Source organism: Prolixibacter sp. NT017 (assembly GCF_009617875.1).
Classification (GTDB): Bacteria; Bacteroidota; Bacteroidia; order Bacteroidales; family Prolixibacteraceae; genus Prolixibacter.
Map to the genome: position 1 here is coordinate 889,342 of NZ_BLAV01000001.1, position 21,651 is coordinate 910,992.

Below are 21,651 nucleotides of genomic sequence, written 5' to 3' on the forward strand. Positions count from 1 at the left end.
TCTAATTTTTGAATAAAACCGGTGTCACGGTAAGTTGCACATACAGAAACTGAGAAAACTTTGCATCGATAACATTTTGAATTGTTTTTAAAGAAGTTGTTGGCAGAAAAAACGAATAGCCACTCTCCAACACCCCCCAGTCTGAAAATTTGTGTTTTAATACGATATCGTTTTCATACCCTAATTTTTTATCAGAAGGCGTATTTTCATTGGTTTGTGCCAGGGCAAAGTAGTGCCCGGTATTTTTCAGGCTAGTTTTTGGGCCTAATTCATAATCTATATAAAAATAGTAGTCGGCCAGACCGCCCTTTTGGGTGTGCGAAGCAAAATTGCTGAAGTAATCAATCCCTCCGAAGAAACGATGTCGGCAACCGTACAACACATCAAAAAGATGGTCGGTTTCTCCGGTTGTATTCTTATTGCCGGAAAGATAACTGACGCCAACTCCGGGAGTGATTTTCCCGGCCTTATACGAAATATCGGCATCGGCCAGCCAGGCGCTCACATTTTGTCCTGTGTTGTTTTTCCCGAACTGATAGTAGAGGTTTCCCAGGATTGTCAACCCATCTTTTTTATAATTTGAATAAATACCGCTGGTTTGCCTGAAATAAAGCTTATTTTCGGTTTCCGACTTTGTTACACCCGAAGCCACGTGAGAAAGAGAAAGTTCCCAGTTTTCCAAAAAGCGATGGTTTGCCCATACAAAATTCAATGATTTAATGCGTTTGGGGTCGTATAGATTATCCGTTGCATTCTCGCCGGTTGAGTTCCAACTGCCACCTGCATGAACTTCCCAGTCTTCAGAATTCCATTTGTAAACTACAGCATCGTACGCTATTCCGTTTTGATTCCAGTTGCGGGCAGCTAAAATGCGTTGATTATCATAAACCAGTTGTTGCCGACCTACCGACAACCAACTCTTTTCGCCTGTTTTAATCTGCACAAAGGCTTCAAATAAATCGAGCGAAGCATAATCACCAAAAACACCTGTAGAGCTACTTAATTGTTCATCGCCCCAAACCCTTACATCCTGTGGTGTAAACCTGAATTTTAAATTTTCGCTTTCGAATCCAAAAGATATTCTTGTACGTTGTGAGATAAATACGGCCGGACTTGTCCCCTCTGCTGCGAGTTTTTTATAACCATCCCGTAGTTCAAATCGGTTTCGGTACTGGGCATCAACCGAAAACTGCGCAGATCCACTTTTTGATGCGAAGCAAACTATTAAAAAAGTAAAAAAATATTTTGTCCTTCGGGTTGATTTTAATTTACCCTGAACTAAAATTATTCTTAAACACTTGTTGGTTCCAATCATAACTTTTGTATTAAAACTTTCTTTACAAAAGTATTCAGACGAAACCAGAAAGGTAACAGTCTAAAAACGTAAGTTTCAGGCTACGTTTTTATACGTAGCATATTTTTCATCATATTTGAAGGAACCCATTCTTTATGGCATAAATAACCAGGTTGGCCGTATTTTTCGATTGCGTTTTTAGTAAAAGGTTTTCACGGTGTTTGTCCACGGTTCGTTTGCTGAGTACCAACTTATCTGCAATCTCGTTGTTTGTTAGTCCTTTGCAGATTAACAACAATACTTCTGTTTCCCGTTCAGTTAATTCACTGTCAAAAACGTTAAAACTTGTTTTATCGGGGTATTTCAGAATATCATTCAGTATTTCGATGGATATATAGCTTTTGTCGTTGCAAACATCTGTAATTGCTTTTTCCACTTCATCAAAATTGGAATTCTTCAGCAGAAATCCACAAGCGCCTGCATCAATCATGCTCAGGTAATAATTTTTGTCGGAATACATGGATAAAGCAAGGATTTTGATGGAGGGTTGAATTTCCCTGGCTCTTTTAGCAGCCTCAATTCCGTTCATCACCGGCATTTCAATATCCAGTAATGCTATATCCACCGGGGCTTCCTTTAGCCCTCCTATAAATTCTTCTCCATTATTTGCTTCGTAAATGTTCGCAATATAATCGAGATTACTTAGCAATAATTTCAATCCCTGTCTGAAAAGGGGATGGTCATCAACAAGGTAAATATCAATTTTTTTCATTGTTTATTTGTTTATCGGAAAAAAGAACTCGATTGAAAAACCATTGTCCGGAGCCGTTACAATTGAATAATGCCCGTTCAGTGATTTGGCCCGCGAGAAAATGTTATTCATTCCCATTCCCCTGTCTCTGTAGTTTTCGTTTTCGGGTTTATATTCAAACCCTTTCCCGTCATCCAAATAACGGATATGAATATAAGTATCCTTTTCTTTTATCTCTAAATATACTTTTTGTGGATTGGCATGAATAAAACTGTTATTCATTAATTCAGAAATAATCCGATAGAAATTGATGTTCATTTCATCTGACAGATGTTTTTCATCGATTTGAAAATCAAATTCATACCCAATGTTTTTTTGGGAGAAAAGTTGAGCCGCCAGTGTTTCAAGGGCCTGTTTTAGGCCATAGTTGGTTAGCAGGTGCGGACTCATGTTATTGGCAATCTCTTTTAGGGTAACAATTGAATTACTTGCGGCGCTGTGTGCGGTTTCAATAATTTTGCGGTTCATCGGTGTCAAGTTCTCCTTATTCAAAGCGCTAAGTGTCATTTTTATGGATGATAACACCGGTCCCATTCCATCGTGTAATTCCCTGGCAAACCGTTGCCTTGCTTTTTCCTCGTTATTAATTACGGCAGATATGATTTTTTTTTCATTCTCTTCCCTTAACCTTTCAATCTCATCCTGAAGATTAAAAATCTTTTTTATGAAAATTACGCCCACAAAAACAAACAAGGAAATTAGTACGCCAATCCAACCGTTTATTTCATCTTTTGGAAATAATTTCGATTCCCAAAAGAAACCGGAAAACTCAAACAGCCGTCGTAAAGCCATTAAGATAAACGCGCATGATATTAATATCCATGAGATATTGAACCTTGTTTTGCGAATCAGGCTGACAGCAAGTATTGTGGCAACAACCTGGAAAAGCATGGAAAGAAGCAAAGCAATTTTTAGCATTAGTTCAAATTTATTGTTAAAGTATTGAAACGATAAAGCACGTCAGGCTGCAATTGGAATTTTCGCCCATAACCTTTCGTGCAGGTAATATAGCACAGTTTGTATGGATTGAAAGACGATAGTGATATAAATGGATTGATTTACATTATTTGTAAATAAAAATGTAATTAGCAACATCGAAATGATGCAGATAATACGGTACGATACAGCTTTTAATAAGCTCCTTTTCTTTGATTCTTTCACCTGTGCCTTATTTAAAATTTCTGAAGCAAAGATAAGCAATGGATTTTTCATAACCAGTGCAACCATGATTTGACGTGGCTAAAGCAATGATGAACATGCCCACGCGTAAAAAATTCTGAAAAGATGTAAGGATTTACCTTTCCTGACGACTGTTTCCATGAAATATAAAAAGTTGAGATATGAAAACACTGACAATTATCTTATCAGGAATTCTTTTGGCAATGATAACCTTTGCCAATTTACCCACAATTAAGGCAGAAAACAGTACGAAATCCGGAATTACATTCCATCAGGGAAGCTGGGATGAAGCTTTGCAATTGGCTAAAAAAGAGGGCAAACCGATTTTCCTCGATATTTCGGCCAGTTGGTGCGGGCCCTGTAAAATGTTAAAAGCACGCACTTTCCCGAGTGAGGAGGTTGGAAATTTCTACAATGCCAATTTTATCAATGTGGCCGTTGACGGCGAAAAAGGCGAAGGCATTGAACTGGCAAGAAAATTCAAAATCAGGGGATATCCAAGCTTAATTTTCATCGATAGTAACGGCAACCTGATTGCACAAACCGCCGGGTACAGGAACCCGAAACAATTTATTGAACTGGGAGAACAAATTGTAAACAGATAATACGCCATGATTCTCGCTGACAAAGCATATTACGGATATTTGGGGAGAACAGGGTTGGTTGTTTTGAAAAGTGCTGTTGGATTTTTGTTTCTGTTGGCTGTGTCGTGGGGAGGTTCGGCTCAAACCTGCTGCTCGGGCGGAGTTCCGCTCGGCGGCAGTTTGGGCCTCGGCTCTGCCGAAAGTAGAACGTTACAGGTTTTGCTTACATACGATTACAATGCGATTCACGACCTGGTGAGTTTTTCAGAAGAATTAGATGATGACACGCGCAGCCGCACTACCCAATCGTCGATTATTGAACTGAATTATGGCATCAATCAACGATGGTCGTTTGCGGGTGTAGTCCCGTTTATCCGGCAAACCCGCACTATTCAGGCTTTTTCGGGCGAAGATTTTACCTCTGCCCAGGGATTGGGCGATGTCGTTTTGCTGGTAAAATACAGAATTCTCACTTTTGAAATGTCTCCAGATTTCGACTGGATTATAGGTACGGGGCCTAAATTTCCTACCGGACGAACTGACTACAGGAATAACCAGGGATTAACGATGGCAGCCGATATGCAGCCCGGCTCAGGTTCGTTTGACGGCATTTTCTGGAGTTATTTCTACAAGAGCCGCTTTCTGAAAAATCCAAATCTCGGATTGTTCGGTGTTACCACCTTTCGTTATTCGGGAGAAAATAAAAATTATAATACCACCCAAACCTATCGGTTTGGTAACGAATTTCAGGCCGGACTGGGATTAAATTACAGTTTATTCCTGAAATGGCCGGTCGATGTTTCAACCTTACTCCGGTACAGGTGTCAGTCAGAGGATTTAATCGATGACAACGTTTTTCCTTCATCGGGCGGTCAGTGGGTGTATGTGATTCCCGGTGTAAACATTAACTTTTCGCCTGCCTGGTCATTCCGCTTATCGGGCGACATCCCCGTTTACCGCAAACTGGATGGCACACAGTTAACCACCTCTTACAAACTCACTGCAGCTATTTTATTCAATATACCCTTTAGCCGGAAAAAATTATTTAACAATTAATAAAGAAAACTATGAAAACAAAACTTTCAACTCTAGCAATTTTAACTGCATTATTTTTTGCAGGATGCTCCGAAACCGCCATGGATGATGGAATGGGAAATAACAACCCTGGAATGCCGGGTGAAGAAGAAACCAGCGCTGAATGGCTTATTCCGAAAAATGAAGTGCGTGACGGTGGACCCGGGAAAGACGGGATACCCGCTATCGATAATCCGAAATTTATAATTGTTAACGAGGTTAGTTTCTTGAACGATGATGATTTGGTCCTTGGTTTTGCCGATGGCAGCGATGTACGCGCCTATCCGCACAAAATCCTTGATTGGCACGAAATCATCAACGACGACACGCCAAACCATTCGTTGGCTGTAATTTACTGCCCGCTTACAGGGACAGGCATTGGCTGGGACAGGATGTTTGGCAACAAAAAAACCACGTTTGGCGTTTCCGGCCTGCTGTACAATTCAAATATTATTCCGTATGACAGGGCCACCGACAGCAATTGGTCGCAACTCTTGCTAAAATCAGTAAATGGCGATTTAAAAGGAACACAACCAATTATTTATAATTTGGTTGAAACAAGCTGGAAAACCTGGAAAACAATGTATCCCAATTCGAAAGTCCACTCTTTAAACACAGGCTATACCCGGAATTATGGAAATTATCCTTATGGGTCATACAAAACCAACGGGACCCTGTTATTCCCGGTAAGCAATTCCGATTCGCGGGTTTCATTAAAAGAACGCGTGCTTGCGGTTATCGATAACGACAAAGCCAAAGCGTTCCGCTTTAATCAACTCGACGCCAATGGTAATTTGATTTTTGCCGGTTTTAATGATAAAAACCTGGTGGTTGCCGGTAGTAAATCAGCCAATCTGATGGTGGCTTTTAACACAAAATTAGCCGATGGAACCGTGCTTGAGTTTCAAACAACAAACAGCCCGTTGCCAGCGTTATTATCGGACAATGAAGGGAATACCTGGGATGTTTTTGGCAGGGCTATATCAGGCCCGCGTGAAGGACAAAAACTTCTACCTGTTCCACAAATGATAGGTTACTGGTTTTCGTTTGCTGCTTTTTATCCTGATATCGAATTGTAAAACGGTCTTAAAATAAATGCTAAAATCATGTCAGGATTGCTCTTACCTATCGACTCTTATCCAAACAATTAATAGATGACAAATGAAACGTATTATACAACTTACAGTTTTGCTAGCTTTTATGCTACTATTTGGCTTTAGTTTGGTTGCAGCCGATTCGGGAAAAACAAATGATAATACATTATTTAAAATCGGACGTAGCAAAGATGCCAACGAAATTTATTACGAAGTAAGAACAAATTCTGATGGTACTTTGAATTTGGAAGAACCCATAAAAATTTACTGGATAAAATATACAAAAAACGGAGACATTGAGCCATTAACAAAAATACAGCAGCATTTTGCATACGGTTTGAATTTTCTTGATGTTACTCCTGAAAAGGCCGAATTTCAGTTTGTTTCCTATGCTAAACGAACCTTATCGCTTCGAAAAAACAACGCCGGGAGATATGGTGTTTTTACTGAAGTTGATGGAAAGGAAGTGGAATTAGAGCGGGTTTTTATACAAATTGACGGCGGCACTTTCTGGTTCCCGAAAATTACCCGGGTTGAAGTTCATGCCAAAAAAGTGGATGTTGGTGAACTGATTGTTGAAGTTATCAGGCCTTAAAACCTGTCCAAAAAAAGTCAATCATAAATCCGTATAAAATGACAAAATACTTCTGGACACCTTTCTTGTTTTTACCTCTGTCAATTTTTGGGCAAGTGGAAGAAAAAAAACGACAATCTTTGCCTGTTGAAAATGAATTTTGAAACCAGCGTTTCAGGATTTTATGACAACGCATACATCACCCAGCCATACGACATTAATTTTGAAAACGTTCCGGAAGAGGAAAGACCATTTTATTTTAATCCTGGCAAACAGAAATTACAACACAATTTTGGCACCGGACCCTATCTTGTTTTCAATCACAACAATGTGGTTACTGTTAACTACGAAATCCCGTTAAACAATCAGTTTGGCGCTGGCGGGCTTTACATTGGCTCGAGTTTGTTATTTTAAACCAGGAGTGTGACTTCCTAATCCACCGAAAAACTTTGCACTGGCCTTAAAAGTCCGAGTCCCCTTGTCAGGAATTACGGTTTTAGCCGACTACTCCATTAAATAAAAAAATCACAAAAAATTAAATATTATGAGGATTGGATTTATCGGCCTGGGAAAAATGGGCTTTAACATGGTACAACGATTGCTTAACCACAATCACGAAGTAGTAGTTTGGAATATCGACCCTAAACCGGTTGCCGAACTTGAAAAGATTGGGGCAATTGGTTCTGCCTCGGTAAAAGAACTCACCGAAAAACTTCCTGAAAAGAAAATAATTTGGTTAATGGTACCTTCCGGGAAACCGGTTGACGAGAACCTCGATGTTTTGTTGGATTTACTGTCAACCGATGATATTATTATCGATGGGGGCAACTCTAACTGGAAACACACGCAGGTACGGGCTGAAAAAGCTGCCGAAAAAGGAATCTATTTTCTCGATTGCGGCACCAGTGGCGGCGTTTGGGGCTTGCAAAACGGCTACTGCCTGATGTATGGAGGAAATAAACCGGCAGTTGATTTTGCTGCTCCGGTTTTTGAAAGCCTTGCACCGGCCAACGGGCATGTGTATTGTGGTTCATCCGGCGCCGGCCATTTCGTAAAAATGGTTCACAACGGAATCGAATACGGTATGATGCAGTCGTATGCCGAAGGTTTTGAAATTCTTGAAAAAGCACCGTTTGGAATCGACCTCCACAAAGTTTCAGATGCCTGGCAGTACGGCAGTGTAATCCGTTCGTGGTTGTTGGAACTGGCAGTAAATGCCTTCAAAGATGACCCAAAATTAGAGAAACTCGAAGATTATGTTCAGGACAGTGGCGAAGGCCGATGGACAATTCAGGCGGCAATTGACCTTGATGTACCGGTTCCGGTTATAACAGCCTCACTTTTTAGCAGGTTTCAGTCACGGCAAACCGAGTCGTTTGCAATGAAAGTATTGGCAGCCCTCAGGAACCAGTTTGGCGGACATGCAGTAAAAACTAAAAACCAATAATATTACGGCAATGGATAAAAAATTCAGTTTCACAACCGTTATTTTTGGCGCCTCGGGCGACCTTGCCAAACGTAAACTCATTCCGGCCCTTTACTCTCTTTATGTAAACCAACAGGTTCCCGATAATTTTATCATTCTTGGTGTTTCGCGTACCGCCTATTCTGATATTCAGTACAGGGAGAAAATGAAAGAAGCATTGATTGAATTCGGCGAAAACACCAATTCAGGTAAGATTGATGCATTTGTTGAAAAGCTCTTTTACCAACCACTGAATTACGATAACCGTCAGGATTATTTCGACCTGAAAGAAAGATTGGAGAATCTTCAGAAAGAGAAGAAAATACCTGGGAATATCGTGTTTTATCTTTCCACTCCACCAAAATTGTACGGCGAGATTCCGGTGCACCTGGCGAAAGTTGGCTTGAATAATGAAGACGACGGATGGAAAAGGCTTATCATTGAAAAACCATTTGGCTACGACCTTGAATCGGCAACAAAATTAAAAGATACTTTACTAAAGTACTGGAACGAAAATCAACTCTACCGCATCGACCATTATTTGGGAAAAGAAACCGTGCAGAACCTGCTGGTTACCCGTTTCTCAAATGGTATTTTTGAACCGCTCTGGAATAGTAAATACATTCATCATGTTGAAGTAACCTCTTCTGAAAGCCTGGGTGTTGAAGAACGTGGCGGCTATTACGAAAGTTCCGGAGCACTGCGCGATATGGTGCAAAACCATTTGTTGCAGGTAGTGGCTTTCACTGCCATGGAACCTCCGGCAACACTTGAACCACAGGCCATCCGGAACGAAATCCTCAAGGTTTTCCAGTCGTTACGGCCCATAAAACCAGAAGAAGTGAAAAAAGTGGCCATGCGCGGACAATACATCGCGTCAACCATTAAAAACCAAAAAGTTGCAGGTTACCGCGAAGAACCGGGAGTTGACCTGAATTCAACAACCGAAACTTATGCTGCCCTAAAATTCTATATCGACAACTGGCGCTGGGGGGGCATACCATTTTATATCCGTACCGGCAAACGTTTGCCCACACGGGTTACCGAAGTGGTTATCCATTTTAAGGCTACCCCGCATTTTTTATTCTCGAAACAAGCCAATTGCAGTTCATGCAATCAATTGGTTTTACGTATTCAGCCCGATGAAGGAATCCTGCTCAAATTTGGTATGAAAGTGCCGGGAACAGGTTTTGAAGTACAAAACGTGAACATGGATTTTCATTATTCCGACCTGGCACATCAGCGAATCCCGGCGGCTTACGAAAGGCTGATTTACGATTCAATCAAGGGCGACTCTACCCTGTTTGCCCGTACCGAAGAGGTAATTGAAGCATGGAAATTTGTAATGCCCGTCCTCGATGCATGGAAAAACAACCCTGAAATCCCGTTATTCGGTTACCCTGCCGGGACCTGGGGCCCCAAAGAAGCCGACGATTTAATCGAAGAAAAAGAGATGACCTGGCGTTATCCGTGCAAAAACCTGGCTGACGACGGTATTTATTGCGAATTATAAACCATAAAACTTTTAATAAAATGAAAATTGGAATAGCATCAGACCACGGCGGGTATGAACTAAAAAAACTGCTAAAAAAAAGATTACTGGAACTACAATATGATGTAGTGTCATGTCAATTGTAATATGACGTAAAATTTGTATCTTTGCCAAAAACGATTATGGTAAAGTACAAGGTAACACTAACAAAGAAGGAGCGGGAAGAATTGGAGTCTATTGTTAATAAGGGCCGACATACTTCCCAGAAATTTAGAAATGCTTACGTTCTTTTAAATTGTGACGAGGGTGAATACTCTGAAAAAGCCACTAATTCAGAGATAAGTAAAATTCTAAAAGTCGGGATGCGAACCATCGACCGCATTAAAAAACGGTTTGTTGAAGAAGGATTCGACGCTGTTTTGGAGCGAAAACCAACAAGCCGTGAGTATGAAAAGAAAGCGGATGGAGATTTTGAGGCCCATTTAGTAGCTTTAAGCTGTAGTGGACCGCCTGAAGGCTTTTCCAGATGGTCATTACGGCTGTTGGCAGACAAGATGGTTGAACTGGAAATCGTTGATTCCATTTCGCACGAAACGGTACGTACCGTTTTAAAAAAACGACTTAAAACCCTGGAAAGTAAAAGGATGGGTAATTCCACCTGGTTCTGACGGTGAGTTTGTCGCCAATATGGAAAAGGTACTGGATGTTTATAAACGTCCCTATAATGAATTGAATCCAGTGGTTTGTATGGATGAATCGCCAAAACAATTAATCGGGGAAACCAGGACTGGAACGCCGATGGGGCAAGGAAAAGAAAAAAGAATTGATTACGAATATGCCAGAAAAGGGACGTGTAATATATTTATGGTGAACGAGCCTTTGAATGGGAAACGACGTGTTAAAATAACGGAAAGGAAAACAAAGGTTGATTGGGCAATCCTTTTAAAAGAGATAGTGGATGACGATTATCCAAATGCTGAAAAAATAACATTAGTGATGGATAATTTCAAAACCCATTCTCCCGGAGCCCTTTATGAAACCTTTGAGCCAAAGGAAGCAAAAAGGATTTGGGACAAATTTGAATTTGTATTTACTCCCAAACATGGAAGCTGGCTCAATATGGCTGAAATTGAATTGAACGTTCTGGGCAGTCAATGTTTAAACAGAAGGATTGATAATATGGAAGAAATAATTGCAGAAACAAAAGCATGGGAAAACCATCGGAATAATAAAGATGCCAAAATAAACTGGCAATTTACGACAAAAGACTCTCGGATAAAACTAAAAAGGCTTTATCCGTCAATTTTAACTTGACATGACAGTAGTTGAATTTGGAAATCTAAACTACGACCCCAACGATGACTTCCCTGATTATGTAATTCCTTTGTCAAATGCCATTGTAAATAAATCGATTGACCGTGGCATTGCGATTTGTGGAAGTGGCGTGGGAGCATCAATTGCGGCAAATAAAATTCATGGCACCAGAGCCGGGCTTATCCACGATTGTTTTTCGGCCCGGCAGGGCGTGGAAGACGACGACATGAACATATTGTGTTTAGGCGGACGGGTTATTGGCGGGGAAGCTGCCTGGGAAATCACAAAAACTTTCCTGAACGCGAAGTTTTCATCCATCGAAAGGCATAAAAGACGATTGGATAAAATTTACCTGGTTGAAAACCATTTCTTCGGATGAATAAATTATACAAACAAATAATTAAAAACATTAAAAATGAACACGAACAACAAAAAATTAAATGAACAAGGCGTTAGCCTTTGGTTAGACAACATCACCCGGAAAATCCTCAACGACGGGACACTAAAAAAGTACATCAGCGAATTATCGGTAACCGGTTTAACATCCAATCCCACGATTTTCGACAACGCCATTTCAAAATCATCGGATTACGATGGGGCCATCCGTCAACTCGGTAATTTACTTACCGATGAAGAGGTGTTTTTCGAACTTGCCATTGAAGATATTCAGCGCGCAGCCGACCTGTTCCGCCCCTTGTACAACCTTACCAACGGCATTGACGGGTTTGTTTCTATTGAAGTTTCGCCCGTTTTGGCTTACGATACACAAAGCACCATCAATGCTGCCAAAATAATCTTCGAGAAAGTAAACCGGCCAAACGCTTTTATTAAAATCCCAGGTACACCCGAAGGTTTGCCCGCCATTGAAAAAGCCATCGCCGAAGGAATTCCGGTGAATGTAACCCTGCTTTTTTCAGCAGAACAATATCTTGCCGCTGCCGAAGCCTGGTTGAGGGGAATCGAAACCCGCGCAGAAAAAGGGTTAACCGCCGATGTACGGTCAGTTGCTTCAGTTTTTGTCAGTCGCTGGGATAAAGCAGTTTCCGAAAAGATTTCCGACGGATTAAAGAATAAACTTGGGCTGGCAACTTCCCAAAAAACGTATGAGGCGTATTTACAATTCCTGCAGTCGAACAGGGTACAAAGAGTAATGAACCTGGGCGTTTCACCACAACGGTTATTGTGGGCAAGCACCGGCGCCAAAGACCCGGCCGTGTCGGATGTCATTTATATCGAAAACCTGGTGGCGCCTTTCACGGTAAATACCATACCCGAAAATACCCTGCTGGCTTTTGCCGACCATGGAAACGCGGTTGAACCGATGCCACAATCCTGCACAGATACAGATAAATTGCTTGACGACTTCAAAAATGAAGGCGTAAATATTGGCCAACTTGCCGGGCAATTGCAAAAAGAAGGGGCCGAATCGTTTGTCGGTTCATGGAAACACCTCATTGACAGTATTCAGTCTAAAAGAAAACTAGTTTAACCCATGCTGGATATCAGAACAGAAAACAAAAACAATACCTTGTCTGCCGAATGGCTTGTTACCAACGGCATTGGCGGATATGCCTCGTCCACGGTTTCGGGCGCAAATACACGCCGTTACCACGGTTTGCTGGTGGCAGCGCTCAATCCTCCGGTTGAACGCAAAGTAATGGTATCCAAAGTGGAAGAGACCATTGTTACCGATGACGGGAATTTCGAACTGGGTTCGAATTTTTATCCCGGCGTAATATATCCCGAAGGGTATAAAACCATTGAAAGTTTTGAACGAACCCCCCTTCCTAAAACAGTATTTTACAAAAGGGGGCATCGCCTTTCAAAAACTATTTTTATGGTTCACGGTTCGAATACCACGGTTGTTGAATATGAAAATGTGGGAACAGAAAAAACAAAACTACAACTCAACCCCATGTTCCTTTACCGCGATTACCACAGCCTGTACAAAGAGGATGACAGTTTCTGCCATTATTACGACATGGAAAACAGTTCGCTTCAGATTTTTGCCTGTGACCATTCAGAGCCTCTTTTCTTTAAATATTCAGCAGGAAAATTTAACGCAAATTACTTTTGGCATAAAAACAACGAATATCCACGTGAGCAGGAACGCGGGCAGGATTTTCTCGAAGACACTTTTTCAATCGGATATGTTGAAATCAATTTGTCGCCGGGGGAAAGAATATTCCTGATGTTTTCCGACGTTTCTGAAATGCTCGCGCAAAATCCGGAGATATTGAAGCAGGATGAACTGTTACGATTGAAACTATTAAACCCAAAAAATAATACAAATCAGTTTTTTGCTGATTTGGCAGCAACAGCCGACCAGTTTATCGTTTTTCGCGAATCGACCCAAAGTTACTCCATTATTGCCGGTTACCACTGGTTTACCGACTGGGGCCGCGATACGATGATTGCCTTGCAGGGATTGGGTATCGCTCTGGGTAAAAAAGTAATCAGCAAATCAATTTTGAACACTTTTTTCAAAAGCATTGACAAGGGAATGTTGCCCAATCGTTTTTCGGATAACGAGAAAGACACGCCCGAATACAATACCATCGATGCCACACTTTGGCTGTTCGACACGCTGTATAAGTATTACCTGAAATTTGGCGATGCAGATTTTGTAAAAGAAAATCTTCATCACCTCGAAGAAATTATAAAATGGCATTTTAAGGGAACACGTTATAATATTCATCTTACCAAACAAGGGTTTTTATCTGGTGGCGAGAGAATTTCGCAACTTACCTGGATGGATGCACGGATTGGCGATTACGTGGTAACTCCACGACAGGGAATGCCCGTGGAAATTCAGGCGCTATGGTATAACGCTCTTCAGGTTTACCTCTTTTTTGCCAATGAATTACAGGAAAAACCCACTCCTTTTCAAAGCAAAATTCAGAAAACCGCAGAAACGCTGAAGAAAAATTTTAAAATGTATTTTCTGAATGAAAATGGGTATTTGAACGATGTAGTTCAGTTGGATAAATCAGCAGATGCTGCCATCCGCCCCAACCAGGTTTATGCGATTAGTCTTTCTTTTCCCATTTTGGATAAGGAGACCGGAAAAAGCATTCTGGATACGGTTGACAAATACCTTTTTACATCTTACGGATTACGGACCCTTTCGCCCGAACACAAGGATTTTCGCCCGGTTTACGAAGGGAATCAGTGGGAACGCGATACAGCATACCATCAGGGAACTGTTTGGCCCTTCCTGTTAGCCGACTATTTTCAGGCTTGTTTATATGTTTTCGGCCTTACACCTGAAGTACAGGAGAAATTGAAGGAATCCGTTCAAGTTTTGCAACAGCATTTTTACGAAGATGGTTGTGTCAACGGTATTGCCGAAATATTCGACGGATTGAATCCGGGACGTGGAAAAGGGACAGTCAATCAGGCATGGTCGGTTAGCGCGTTAATACAATTGTTGTCACATTCCAAACAGCTTTAAAAAACTCAGACTAATGCAACTTCTAATCACATTACAAAAAAACTGGAGAACGTATTTAATTGAAGCCTGGGCCTTGGGAATGTTCATGGTTTCGGCAAGTTTATTTGTCATTTTGGTTGAACACCCGGCTTTGCCTTATAGAAACCTGGTTGAATCAGCCGTTTTAAGGCGACTGATGATTGGCCTTGCAATGGGCGTGACGGCAATCCTTCTTATATATTCAAAATGGGGAAAACGTTCGGGTGCGCACATGAATCCTGCGGTAACACTTACTTATCACATGCTTCACCGCATCTCGTTTCAGGATACCTTCTGGTATATCCTGTTTCAATTTATGGGAGGTTTCCTGGGAGTTGCCATTTTTAAATGTTTCTTCTTTGGTTACATCTCATACCCGGCAGTGAACTATGTAGTAACAATCCCCGGCCCACAAGGCAACTGGCCGGCTTTTGCCACCGAATTTCTGCTCTCGTTTATCATTATCGTTATGGTACTTTTCAGCAGCAATTCAAAAAAACTGGCTCCTTTTACGGGATATATGGTGGGTGTTTTTCTCACGCTGGCCATAACTTTTACTGCCCCACTTTCAGGAATGAGCATTAACCCGGCACGTACAGTGGCATCAGCTTTAACTTCAGGCGAATGGCAGGGTTGGTGGATTTATTTTGCCGGCCCGGTTTCAGCCATGCTTTTTGGAGGATATCTCTACCGGTTTTGGTACCGGAAAGAGCACAATGGCAACTGCACAACAATGAGGATGCACCTTTCGGGATATCAGCACGATTGTACAACTTACGAAGTTCTTGGCCCGGCAAAATTTCTTCAAAAAAATTGAATGGGAGTCGGACTTTCCAAAGTCCGACATTTACAATTTCCCTTGTCAGGAAACCCTTTTTTCCCGACTTATAAAACAAATATCGAAATACATTAAAAATTATACGCATGCAACATTACGACTTCATCATTATTGGCACAGGCGCTGGCGGTGGAACACTGGCCAGGAAACTGGCCCCAACCGGGAAAAAAATACTCATCCTCGAACGTGGCGATTATATTCCACGCGAAAAAGAAAACTGGGATACCGAAGAAGTTTTCCTGAAAGCGCGTTACAAAGCCAAAGAAAACTGGACTGACAAGGACGGAAAATCATTTCACCCCGGAATCCATTACTGTGTTGGCGGCAACACCAAAGTTTATGGCGCTGCCTTGTTGCGTATGCGTGAACAGGATTTTGATGAAGTGAAACACCACGGCGGAATTTCTCCGGCCTGGGACATAAAATACAACGTTTTAGCATCGTATTATCTTGAAGCGGAAAAACTCTATTCGGTGCATGGTTTGCGCGGCAGCGACCCCACAGAACCTGCCGAAACAAATCCGTATTCCTTGCCGCCACTGGAACACGAACCCCGTATTCAGGAACTCTTTGATGATATAAAAAAATTGGGGTTAAAACCTTTTCCACTGCCCATTGGCTTTAAAAACGGTGAGGAAAATGGAGAATCAAAAGTAGTTTTAGACCGCTTCGATGGATTTCCAGACCCCACCGAAAGCAAAGCTGATGCGCATGTTGTTGGTATAAAAGAAGCTTTAAAATATGCGAACGTAACATTAGAAACCAATAGCTATGTTTCACGTTTGCTTACCGATGGTTCAGGTAAAGAAATTAAAAGTGTTGAGGTAATCAGAAACGGTGAAACGATTAGCTATTCCGCTAATATTGTGGTGGTTTCAGCCGGCGCCATTAACAGTGCCGCTTTGTTGCTGCGTTCGGCCAATGAAAAACACCCAAAGGGTCTGGCAAATGGCTCCGATGCGGTGGGTCGTCATTATATGGCACACAACAATTCGGCGATGGTTGCACTTTCAACCAAACCAAATCCTACCAAATTTGGTAAAACATTTGCCATCAACGACTATTATTTTGGTACAGAGGATTTCGATTTCCCAATGGGTCATATCCAAATGCTGGGCAAGTCAGACGCACTAATGTTTCGCGATGACGCACCTTCTTTTGCCCCGGGACTCACACTGGATTACATGGCAAAACACGCGCTCGATTTCTGGATGACATCAGAGGATTTACCCTTGCCTGAGAACCGTGTTACGTTGGATAAAAATGGAAATATCGTATTAAGTTATTCTGCAAATAACATAGAAGGGCATAAACGCCTGCAAAAGAAATTACGGTGGATACTGGAACATACCGGCTGCGAAACGCACTTATTACCCAACAATATTTATTTGGGCAAAAAAATTCCGATTGCCGGTACAGCACATCAATGCGGAACAATAAGATTTGGGAATGACCCAAAAACCTCGGCGCTCAATATCAATTGCAGGGCGCACGAAGTGGAAAATCTGTATGTGGTGGATGGCAGTTTTTTCCCATCGAGTTCAGCCGTAAACCCGGCTTTAACAATTATGGCAAACGCGCTCAGGGTTGGCGACCACCTTATCAATGAAATATTGTAATCCGGATTCTAAAAACCAATCTCATGAAGATTTTCCTTAGATATTCCTGGATAATTTTAGTTTATGTTGGTAGTTTTCTGCAGCTCAATGCTCAAACAATTACTGAAATTAGGAGCGTATCTTTTACGGTTTCCGATTTGAAAGAAGCATTGAAATTTTACACAGAGGTTCTGCCATTTCAGAAAGACACGGTATTTATACTGAAAGGCGGGAACATTCAACATCTTTTTAATATTCAGGATACAAGCCTCAAAGTTGAAGTTGCCCGCTTGCATTTGGGTGAAGGGCAAATCGAATTGATGGAATTTCATTCTGTTAATAATCCTGGACGAAAAATTCCTGCTGACAGCCGTAGCAACGACCTTTGGTTTCAGCATATTGCCATTGTGGTGAGCGATATGTCGAAAGCTTATCAAATCCTTGTAGAGAATAATGTTACCCATGTTTCAACTTCACCGCAAACATTGCCCGGTTATCTTCCGGCTGCTGCCGGCATTTCAGCATTTTACTTTCGCGACCCCGACGGGCACAATTTAGAGTTGATACATTTCCCGGCAGGCAAAGGAAATCCTAAGTGGCAAAATGCTGGAGATAAGTTGTTTTTGGGAATTGACCATACAGCCATCGGAATTGAATCGACGAGGTCTTCGCTTCAGTTTTACAGAGATTTATTGGGATTGAATATTGCGGGAAACAGCATAAATTACGGAACCGAACAGAAACACCTGAACCAGGTTTTTGGCGCACGCCTGAACATAACCGGATTGAAAGTGGCCAGCGGAATAGGAATTGAATTTCTCGATTACATCGCACCTTCCGGTGGACGGCCTTATCCATCAGACACAAAACCCACCGACCTTTGGTATTGGCAAACTACACTGAAAGTGTCGGGAATTAATGAGCTTTATCAGAAATTAAAAAAGGATGGATATTCGATGCTGTCTGATAGTATTGTCGAAATTGGAACGCTTGTAGAAGGTGCCCATTTGGGATTTTTAGCCCGCGATACTGATGGTCATTTTCTGTTCTTTGTTGAAAAATAGGATAAATATTTAAAATAAAATAAAATGAGACAAAATCCGCATCACCGGCTGGCAGGACAAACCTGCATTGTAACAGGGGCGAATTCCGGAATAGGAAAAGAAGTAGCGCTCTCGATGGGGCGCGATTGTGCAAACGTGGTAGTGAATTACGTTACCGACCCGGCTGGCGCCGAGGAAGTGGCACACCAGATAGAACTGAGTGACTCGGTTGCTAAAGCAATTGCTGTTAAAGCCGATGTTAGCAAAGAAGACCAGGTTCAGGAAATGTTCCGCGTTGCCAAACAACATTTTGGCACGGTTGACATTTTGGTGAACAACGCCGGATTGCAGCGCGATGCAGCATTTCAGGATATGACCCTTGCACAGTGGCAGTTTGTAATTGACGTAAACCTCACCGGTCAGTTTTTATGTTCACGCGAGGCAGTCCGCGAGTTTCTGCAACGGGGAAGAAAAGAATATTCCTGTGCGGTTGGGAAAATTATCTGCATGAGTTCGGTACACGAAATCATTCCGTGGGCAGGCCATATCAACTATGCAGCCTCGAAAGGTGGTGTAATGTTACTCATGAAATCGATGGCGCAGGAATTGGGGCCAAAGGGAATACGCGTGAACAGCATCGCCCCGGGCGCCATTCAAACCCCTATCAACCGAGATGCCTGGGAAACGCCCGAAGCACTCGAAAAACTGAATCGGCTCATTCCCTACAAACGTATCGGGCAAACCACCGACATTGGCGCTGTGGCCGTGTGGCTGGCTTCCGATGAAGCTGACTACATTCACGGAACGACCATTGTGGTGGATGGGGGAATGACGCTTTACCCGGGTTTTACCGAAAACGGGTAAAGATTTCCCGCAGATGCCGCAGAGTAACGCTGAAAAAGAATTAACAGATTTATAAAACCTCTGCGGAAATCCGCGAAATCAGCGGGAGATAAAACAAGATAATTTCCCGCAGATGGCGCAGATAAACACAGAAATTCTATGTACACCAGAAATCAGCGAAAATCAGCGTAATCCGCGGGAGATAAAAATAAAGCTCTTTGCGTCTTAGCGCCTTTGCGAGAAAAAATAGTTTAAAAAAATAAAAATACAATCATGAAAAATACGGAACAAATCCGCCTCGATGAACACTATACAGGCAAAAAAAACTGGCTCAAATGGGGCCCGTACCTCAGCGAACGCCAGTGGGGAACCGTGCGCGAAGATTATAGTCCTGACGGTAGCGCATGGGATTTTTTCCCGCACGACCATGCCCGCAGCCGCGTTTATCGCTGGGGCGAAGATGGCATTGCCGGAATCACCGACGAATTTTCAAACCTCTGTTTTTCGGTGGCGCTGTGGAATGGTAAAGACCCCATTATCAAAGAACGCTTGTTTGGACTAACCGGTTCTGAAGGCAACCACGGCGAAGATGTGAAGGAGTTGTATTACTATCTTGATTCCACCCCCACCCACTCGTACATGAAACATTTGTACAAATACCCGCAGGCAGAATTTCCCTACGAAGAGTTGGTCCGCGTGAACAGGAACCGTTCGAAAGATGAAGGCGAATATGAATTGATGGATACCGGAATTTTCAATGAAAACCGTTATTTCGATGTTTTTACCGAATACGCCAAAGCTGATAATGAAGATATTCTAATTAAAATTACCGTACACAACCGTTCAACTGAAGAAGCCGAACTCTCGGTTTTACCAACGCTATGGTTTCGTAATTTATGGAGTTTTGGCCTGACGGACGAAAAACCCCGTTTGGAATTGATTACCGAAAAGGATGCAAAATATATAAAAGCTATTCATCCAAAACTGGGGGAATATTACTTTTATTTTGAAGAAAATCCACGTAATCTATTCACCGAAAATGAAACCAATGCCAAACGGATATTTGGTTTGACAAACGCTCATCCTTTTGTGAAGGATGCCATAAATGATGCGGTGGTAAACCGTAATTTCGATTTGTTTGAAGGGAAAACCAACGGGACAAAATTTTCGCCGGTTTACGAATTGAATATTTCAGGAGGCAAAAGCCATGAAATCAAGTTGCGTTTATCAAAATCGAAATTAAAAGAAAAGGCACTGACCGAAAATTTTGACACTCTTTTCAGTAAAAGGCAAAATGAAGCCGATGTTTTTTACAATGAACTTTGTGTTGAAGACACGGAACTTAAAAACATACAGCGTCAGGCGTTTGCAGGCATGTTGTGGAGCAAACAATATTACAATATCGACATTCCGCGCTGGATAAACGGCGACCCGGGACAAACGCCGCCACCCGAAAGCCGCAAAAAAGGGCGCAATCACGAATGGGCCAGCCTGAATAACGAAGACATTATTTCGATGCCCGACAAATGGGAATATCCGTGGTACGCAGCCTGGGACCTTGCTTTTCACTGCATTCCGCTGGCTATGGCTGACCCCGGTTTTGCAAAAAGCCAACTCATCCTTTTCCTGCGCGAATGGTACATGCGCCCCAACGGGCAATTGCCTGCCTACGAATGGAAATTCAGCGATGTAAACCCTCCCGTTCACGCGTGGGCTTGTTTACAGGTTTACAGGATTGAAAAGAAAAACACAGGCAATAGCGATGTTGATTTCCTGAAAAAAGCATTTCAGAAACTGCTCATCAACTTTACCTGGTGGGTGAACCGCAAAGACCACAACGACAACAATGTTTTTGAAGGTGGTTTTCTGGGGCTCGACAACATTGGCGTGTTCGACCGCAGTTCGTTCATTCCCGGTGGCGGCCACCTTGAACAAGCCGACGGAACAAGCTGGATGGCCATGTATTGCCTGAACATGCTCGATATGGCGCTTGAAATAGCACAAACCGACAACACATACGAAGATGTGGCAACGAAGTTTTTTGAGCACTTTGTCTATATCGCCGAATCGCTCAACCGTATGGGCGAAGACTGGACCGGCGCATGGGACGAAGCCGAAGGTTTCTTTTACGACATCCTGGCCAAACCCGACGGAACCTACATTCCGCTGAAGGTGCGCTCACTTGTTGGCCTTTCTTCATTTTTTGCCACACTGGTTTTAGACCGGGAACGGCTGAAAAATGTCCCCGATTTTATGAAACGGCTTAAATGGTTTCGTAACTACCGTATCGCCAACAACTCTTATTTAGCCATTGAAGAATTAAATGAAGGGGAAGACATTTTACTTTCGCTCACTCCTAAAAAAAGACTCGAAAAATTACTGAATGCTTTGCTCGACCCGGCTGAGTTTTTCTCTCCACATGGTATCCGAAGTGTTTCGAAAATTCACGAAAAACCTTATTCCGTTGCAATCGATGGCGCTGAATACGGCCTTCAATACGAACCCGGTGAAGGACGGAGCGACCTTTTCGGGGGAAATTCCAACTGGCGCGGCCCGGTGTGGATGCCCATGAATTACCTTCTTATTCAATCGCTTCTGGAGTTGTACAAATATTACGGCAATTCGGTCATTACTGCATGCCCGGCGGATTGCGACCGCCTGGTGAACCTCGACCAGGTTGCTAAAGATATTTCAAATGGATTAATATCAATTTTTCAACCCGATGCCGATGGAAACCGCCCGGTTCACGGCAATAATCCGCTTTACAGAGAAAACCCGCACTTTAAAGATTTGGTATTGTTTTACGAATATTTTCACGGCGACACCGGCGGTGGAATCGGCGCCTCGCACCAAACCGGATGGACCGGGCTGGTGGCTGAGCTGATTGACAGGGTTGGAAAAAAGTGAAATGGGTGCAGTTTATTGGCGCATCTGCGGCAATGCAAAATAAAATAGTACAGGCTAACCGGAAATTAA

The 21,651-nt window shown here is 42.4% G+C and carries 20 protein-coding genes; 16 read left to right on the forward strand and 4 right to left on the reverse strand.

Features of this window, described 5'->3' with window-relative positions:
- Nucleotide 1: 1 nt before the first annotated feature.
- From GJU87_RS03605 to GJU87_RS21760, 4 genes are all read right to left on the reverse strand, one after another.
- The gene (locus GJU87_RS03605) at nt 2-1,315 is read right to left on the reverse strand and encodes an alginate export family protein (RefSeq protein ID WP_153638240.1); all 1,314 of its coding nucleotides are present in this window, start codon (nt 1,313-1,315) and stop codon (nt 2-4) included.
- Nucleotides 1,316-1,424: 109 nt separating this feature from the next.
- Nucleotides 1,425-2,066 carry a response regulator transcription factor gene (locus GJU87_RS03610; protein WP_194831429.1) on the reverse strand — a complete coding sequence of 214 codons (642 nt, stop codon included), beginning with the start codon at nt 2,064-2,066 and terminating at the stop codon, nt 1,425-1,427.
- A gap of 3 nt (nt 2,067-2,069) precedes the next feature.
- Nucleotides 2,070-3,023: a sensor histidine kinase gene (locus GJU87_RS03615; protein WP_153638241.1), complete on the reverse strand. Its 954-nt coding sequence runs from the start codon at nt 3,021-3,023 to the stop codon at nt 2,070-2,072.
- Between the two features lie 42 nt (nt 3,024-3,065).
- On the reverse strand, nt 3,066-3,332 hold the full coding sequence (locus tag GJU87_RS21760; RefSeq protein ID WP_373921472.1) for a DUF2061 domain-containing protein: 267 nt from the start codon (nt 3,330-3,332) through the stop codon (nt 3,066-3,068).
- Nucleotides 3,333-3,445: 113 nt separating this feature from the next.
- Here GJU87_RS21760 and GJU87_RS03625 point away from each other — a divergent pair, with 113 nt between their 5' ends.
- The 16 genes from GJU87_RS03625 (at nt 3,446) to GJU87_RS03700 (ending at nt 21,582) form a co-directional block, all read left to right on the forward strand.
- Nucleotides 3,446-3,889 (forward strand): thioredoxin family protein, encoded by a 444-nt coding sequence (locus GJU87_RS03625; protein ID WP_153638242.1) that lies wholly within the window; start codon nt 3,446-3,448, stop codon nt 3,887-3,889.
- Between the two features lie 6 nt (nt 3,890-3,895).
- Complete coding sequence (locus GJU87_RS03630; RefSeq protein ID WP_153638243.1) at nt 3,896-4,924, forward strand: hypothetical protein; 1,029 nt, start codon at nt 3,896-3,898, stop codon at nt 4,922-4,924.
- Between the two features lie 11 nt (nt 4,925-4,935).
- Nucleotides 4,936-6,021 (forward strand): DUF3179 domain-containing protein, encoded by a 1,086-nt coding sequence (locus GJU87_RS03635; RefSeq protein WP_153638244.1) that lies wholly within the window; start codon nt 4,936-4,938, stop codon nt 6,019-6,021.
- An 82-nt stretch (nt 6,022-6,103) separates the two neighbouring features.
- Nucleotides 6,104-6,631 carry a DUF4833 domain-containing protein gene (locus GJU87_RS03640; protein ID WP_153638245.1) on the forward strand — a complete coding sequence of 176 codons (528 nt, stop codon included), beginning with the start codon at nt 6,104-6,106 and terminating at the stop codon, nt 6,629-6,631.
- A 132-nt stretch (nt 6,632-6,763) separates the two neighbouring features.
- Nucleotides 6,764-7,024, forward strand: a complete 261-nt coding sequence (locus tag GJU87_RS03645) for a hypothetical protein (protein ID WP_153638246.1) — start codon at nt 6,764-6,766, stop codon at nt 7,022-7,024.
- Nucleotides 7,025-7,154: 130 nt separating this feature from the next.
- The gene (gene gnd / locus GJU87_RS03650) at nt 7,155-8,057 is read left to right on the forward strand and encodes a phosphogluconate dehydrogenase (NAD(+)-dependent, decarboxylating) (protein WP_153638247.1); all 903 of its coding nucleotides are present in this window, start codon (nt 7,155-7,157) and stop codon (nt 8,055-8,057) included.
- Between the two features lie 10 nt (nt 8,058-8,067).
- The gene (gene zwf, locus GJU87_RS03655) at nt 8,068-9,588 is read left to right on the forward strand and encodes a glucose-6-phosphate dehydrogenase (RefSeq protein ID WP_153638248.1); all 1,521 of its coding nucleotides are present in this window, start codon (nt 8,068-8,070) and stop codon (nt 9,586-9,588) included.
- 161 nt (nt 9,589-9,749) lie between these two features.
- Nucleotides 9,750-10,881 (forward strand): IS630 family transposase gene (locus GJU87_RS03660; RefSeq protein ID WP_153638249.1). Its coding sequence is split into 2 segments (ribosomal slippage): nt 9,750-10,180 and nt 10,179-10,881, totalling 1,134 coding nucleotides; the frame shifts between segments, so codons are not numbered across the junction.
- A 1-nt stretch (nt 10,882) separates the two neighbouring features.
- A complete protein-coding gene (locus GJU87_RS03665) occupies nt 10,883-11,260 on the forward strand; it encodes an RpiB/LacA/LacB family sugar-phosphate isomerase (RefSeq protein WP_153638250.1) in 378 nt (125 codons plus the stop codon).
- 36 nt (nt 11,261-11,296) lie between these two features.
- A complete protein-coding gene (gene tal / locus GJU87_RS03670; protein ID WP_153638251.1) occupies nt 11,297-12,370 on the forward strand; it encodes a transaldolase in 1,074 nt (357 codons plus the stop codon).
- A gap of 3 nt (nt 12,371-12,373) precedes the next feature.
- Complete coding sequence (locus GJU87_RS03675) at nt 12,374-14,335, forward strand: amylo-alpha-1,6-glucosidase (RefSeq protein ID WP_153638252.1); 1,962 nt, start codon at nt 12,374-12,376, stop codon at nt 14,333-14,335.
- Between the two features lie 13 nt (nt 14,336-14,348).
- Nucleotides 14,349-15,170: an MIP/aquaporin family protein gene (locus GJU87_RS03680; RefSeq protein ID WP_153638253.1), complete on the forward strand. Its 822-nt coding sequence runs from the start codon at nt 14,349-14,351 to the stop codon at nt 15,168-15,170.
- Between the two features lie 107 nt (nt 15,171-15,277).
- On the forward strand, nt 15,278-16,810 hold the full coding sequence (locus tag GJU87_RS03685; RefSeq protein WP_194831430.1) for a GMC oxidoreductase: 1,533 nt from the start codon (nt 15,278-15,280) through the stop codon (nt 16,808-16,810).
- A 23-nt stretch (nt 16,811-16,833) separates the two neighbouring features.
- A complete protein-coding gene (locus GJU87_RS03690; protein WP_153638255.1) occupies nt 16,834-17,853 on the forward strand; it encodes a VOC family protein in 1,020 nt (339 codons plus the stop codon).
- A gap of 24 nt (nt 17,854-17,877) precedes the next feature.
- On the forward strand, nt 17,878-18,696 hold the full coding sequence (locus GJU87_RS03695) for an SDR family oxidoreductase (RefSeq protein WP_153638256.1): 819 nt from the start codon (nt 17,878-17,880) through the stop codon (nt 18,694-18,696).
- 252 nt (nt 18,697-18,948) lie between these two features.
- The gene (locus GJU87_RS03700) at nt 18,949-21,582 is read left to right on the forward strand and encodes a glucosidase (protein WP_153638257.1); all 2,634 of its coding nucleotides are present in this window, start codon (nt 18,949-18,951) and stop codon (nt 21,580-21,582) included.
- Nucleotides 21,583-21,651 lie beyond the last annotated feature (69 nt).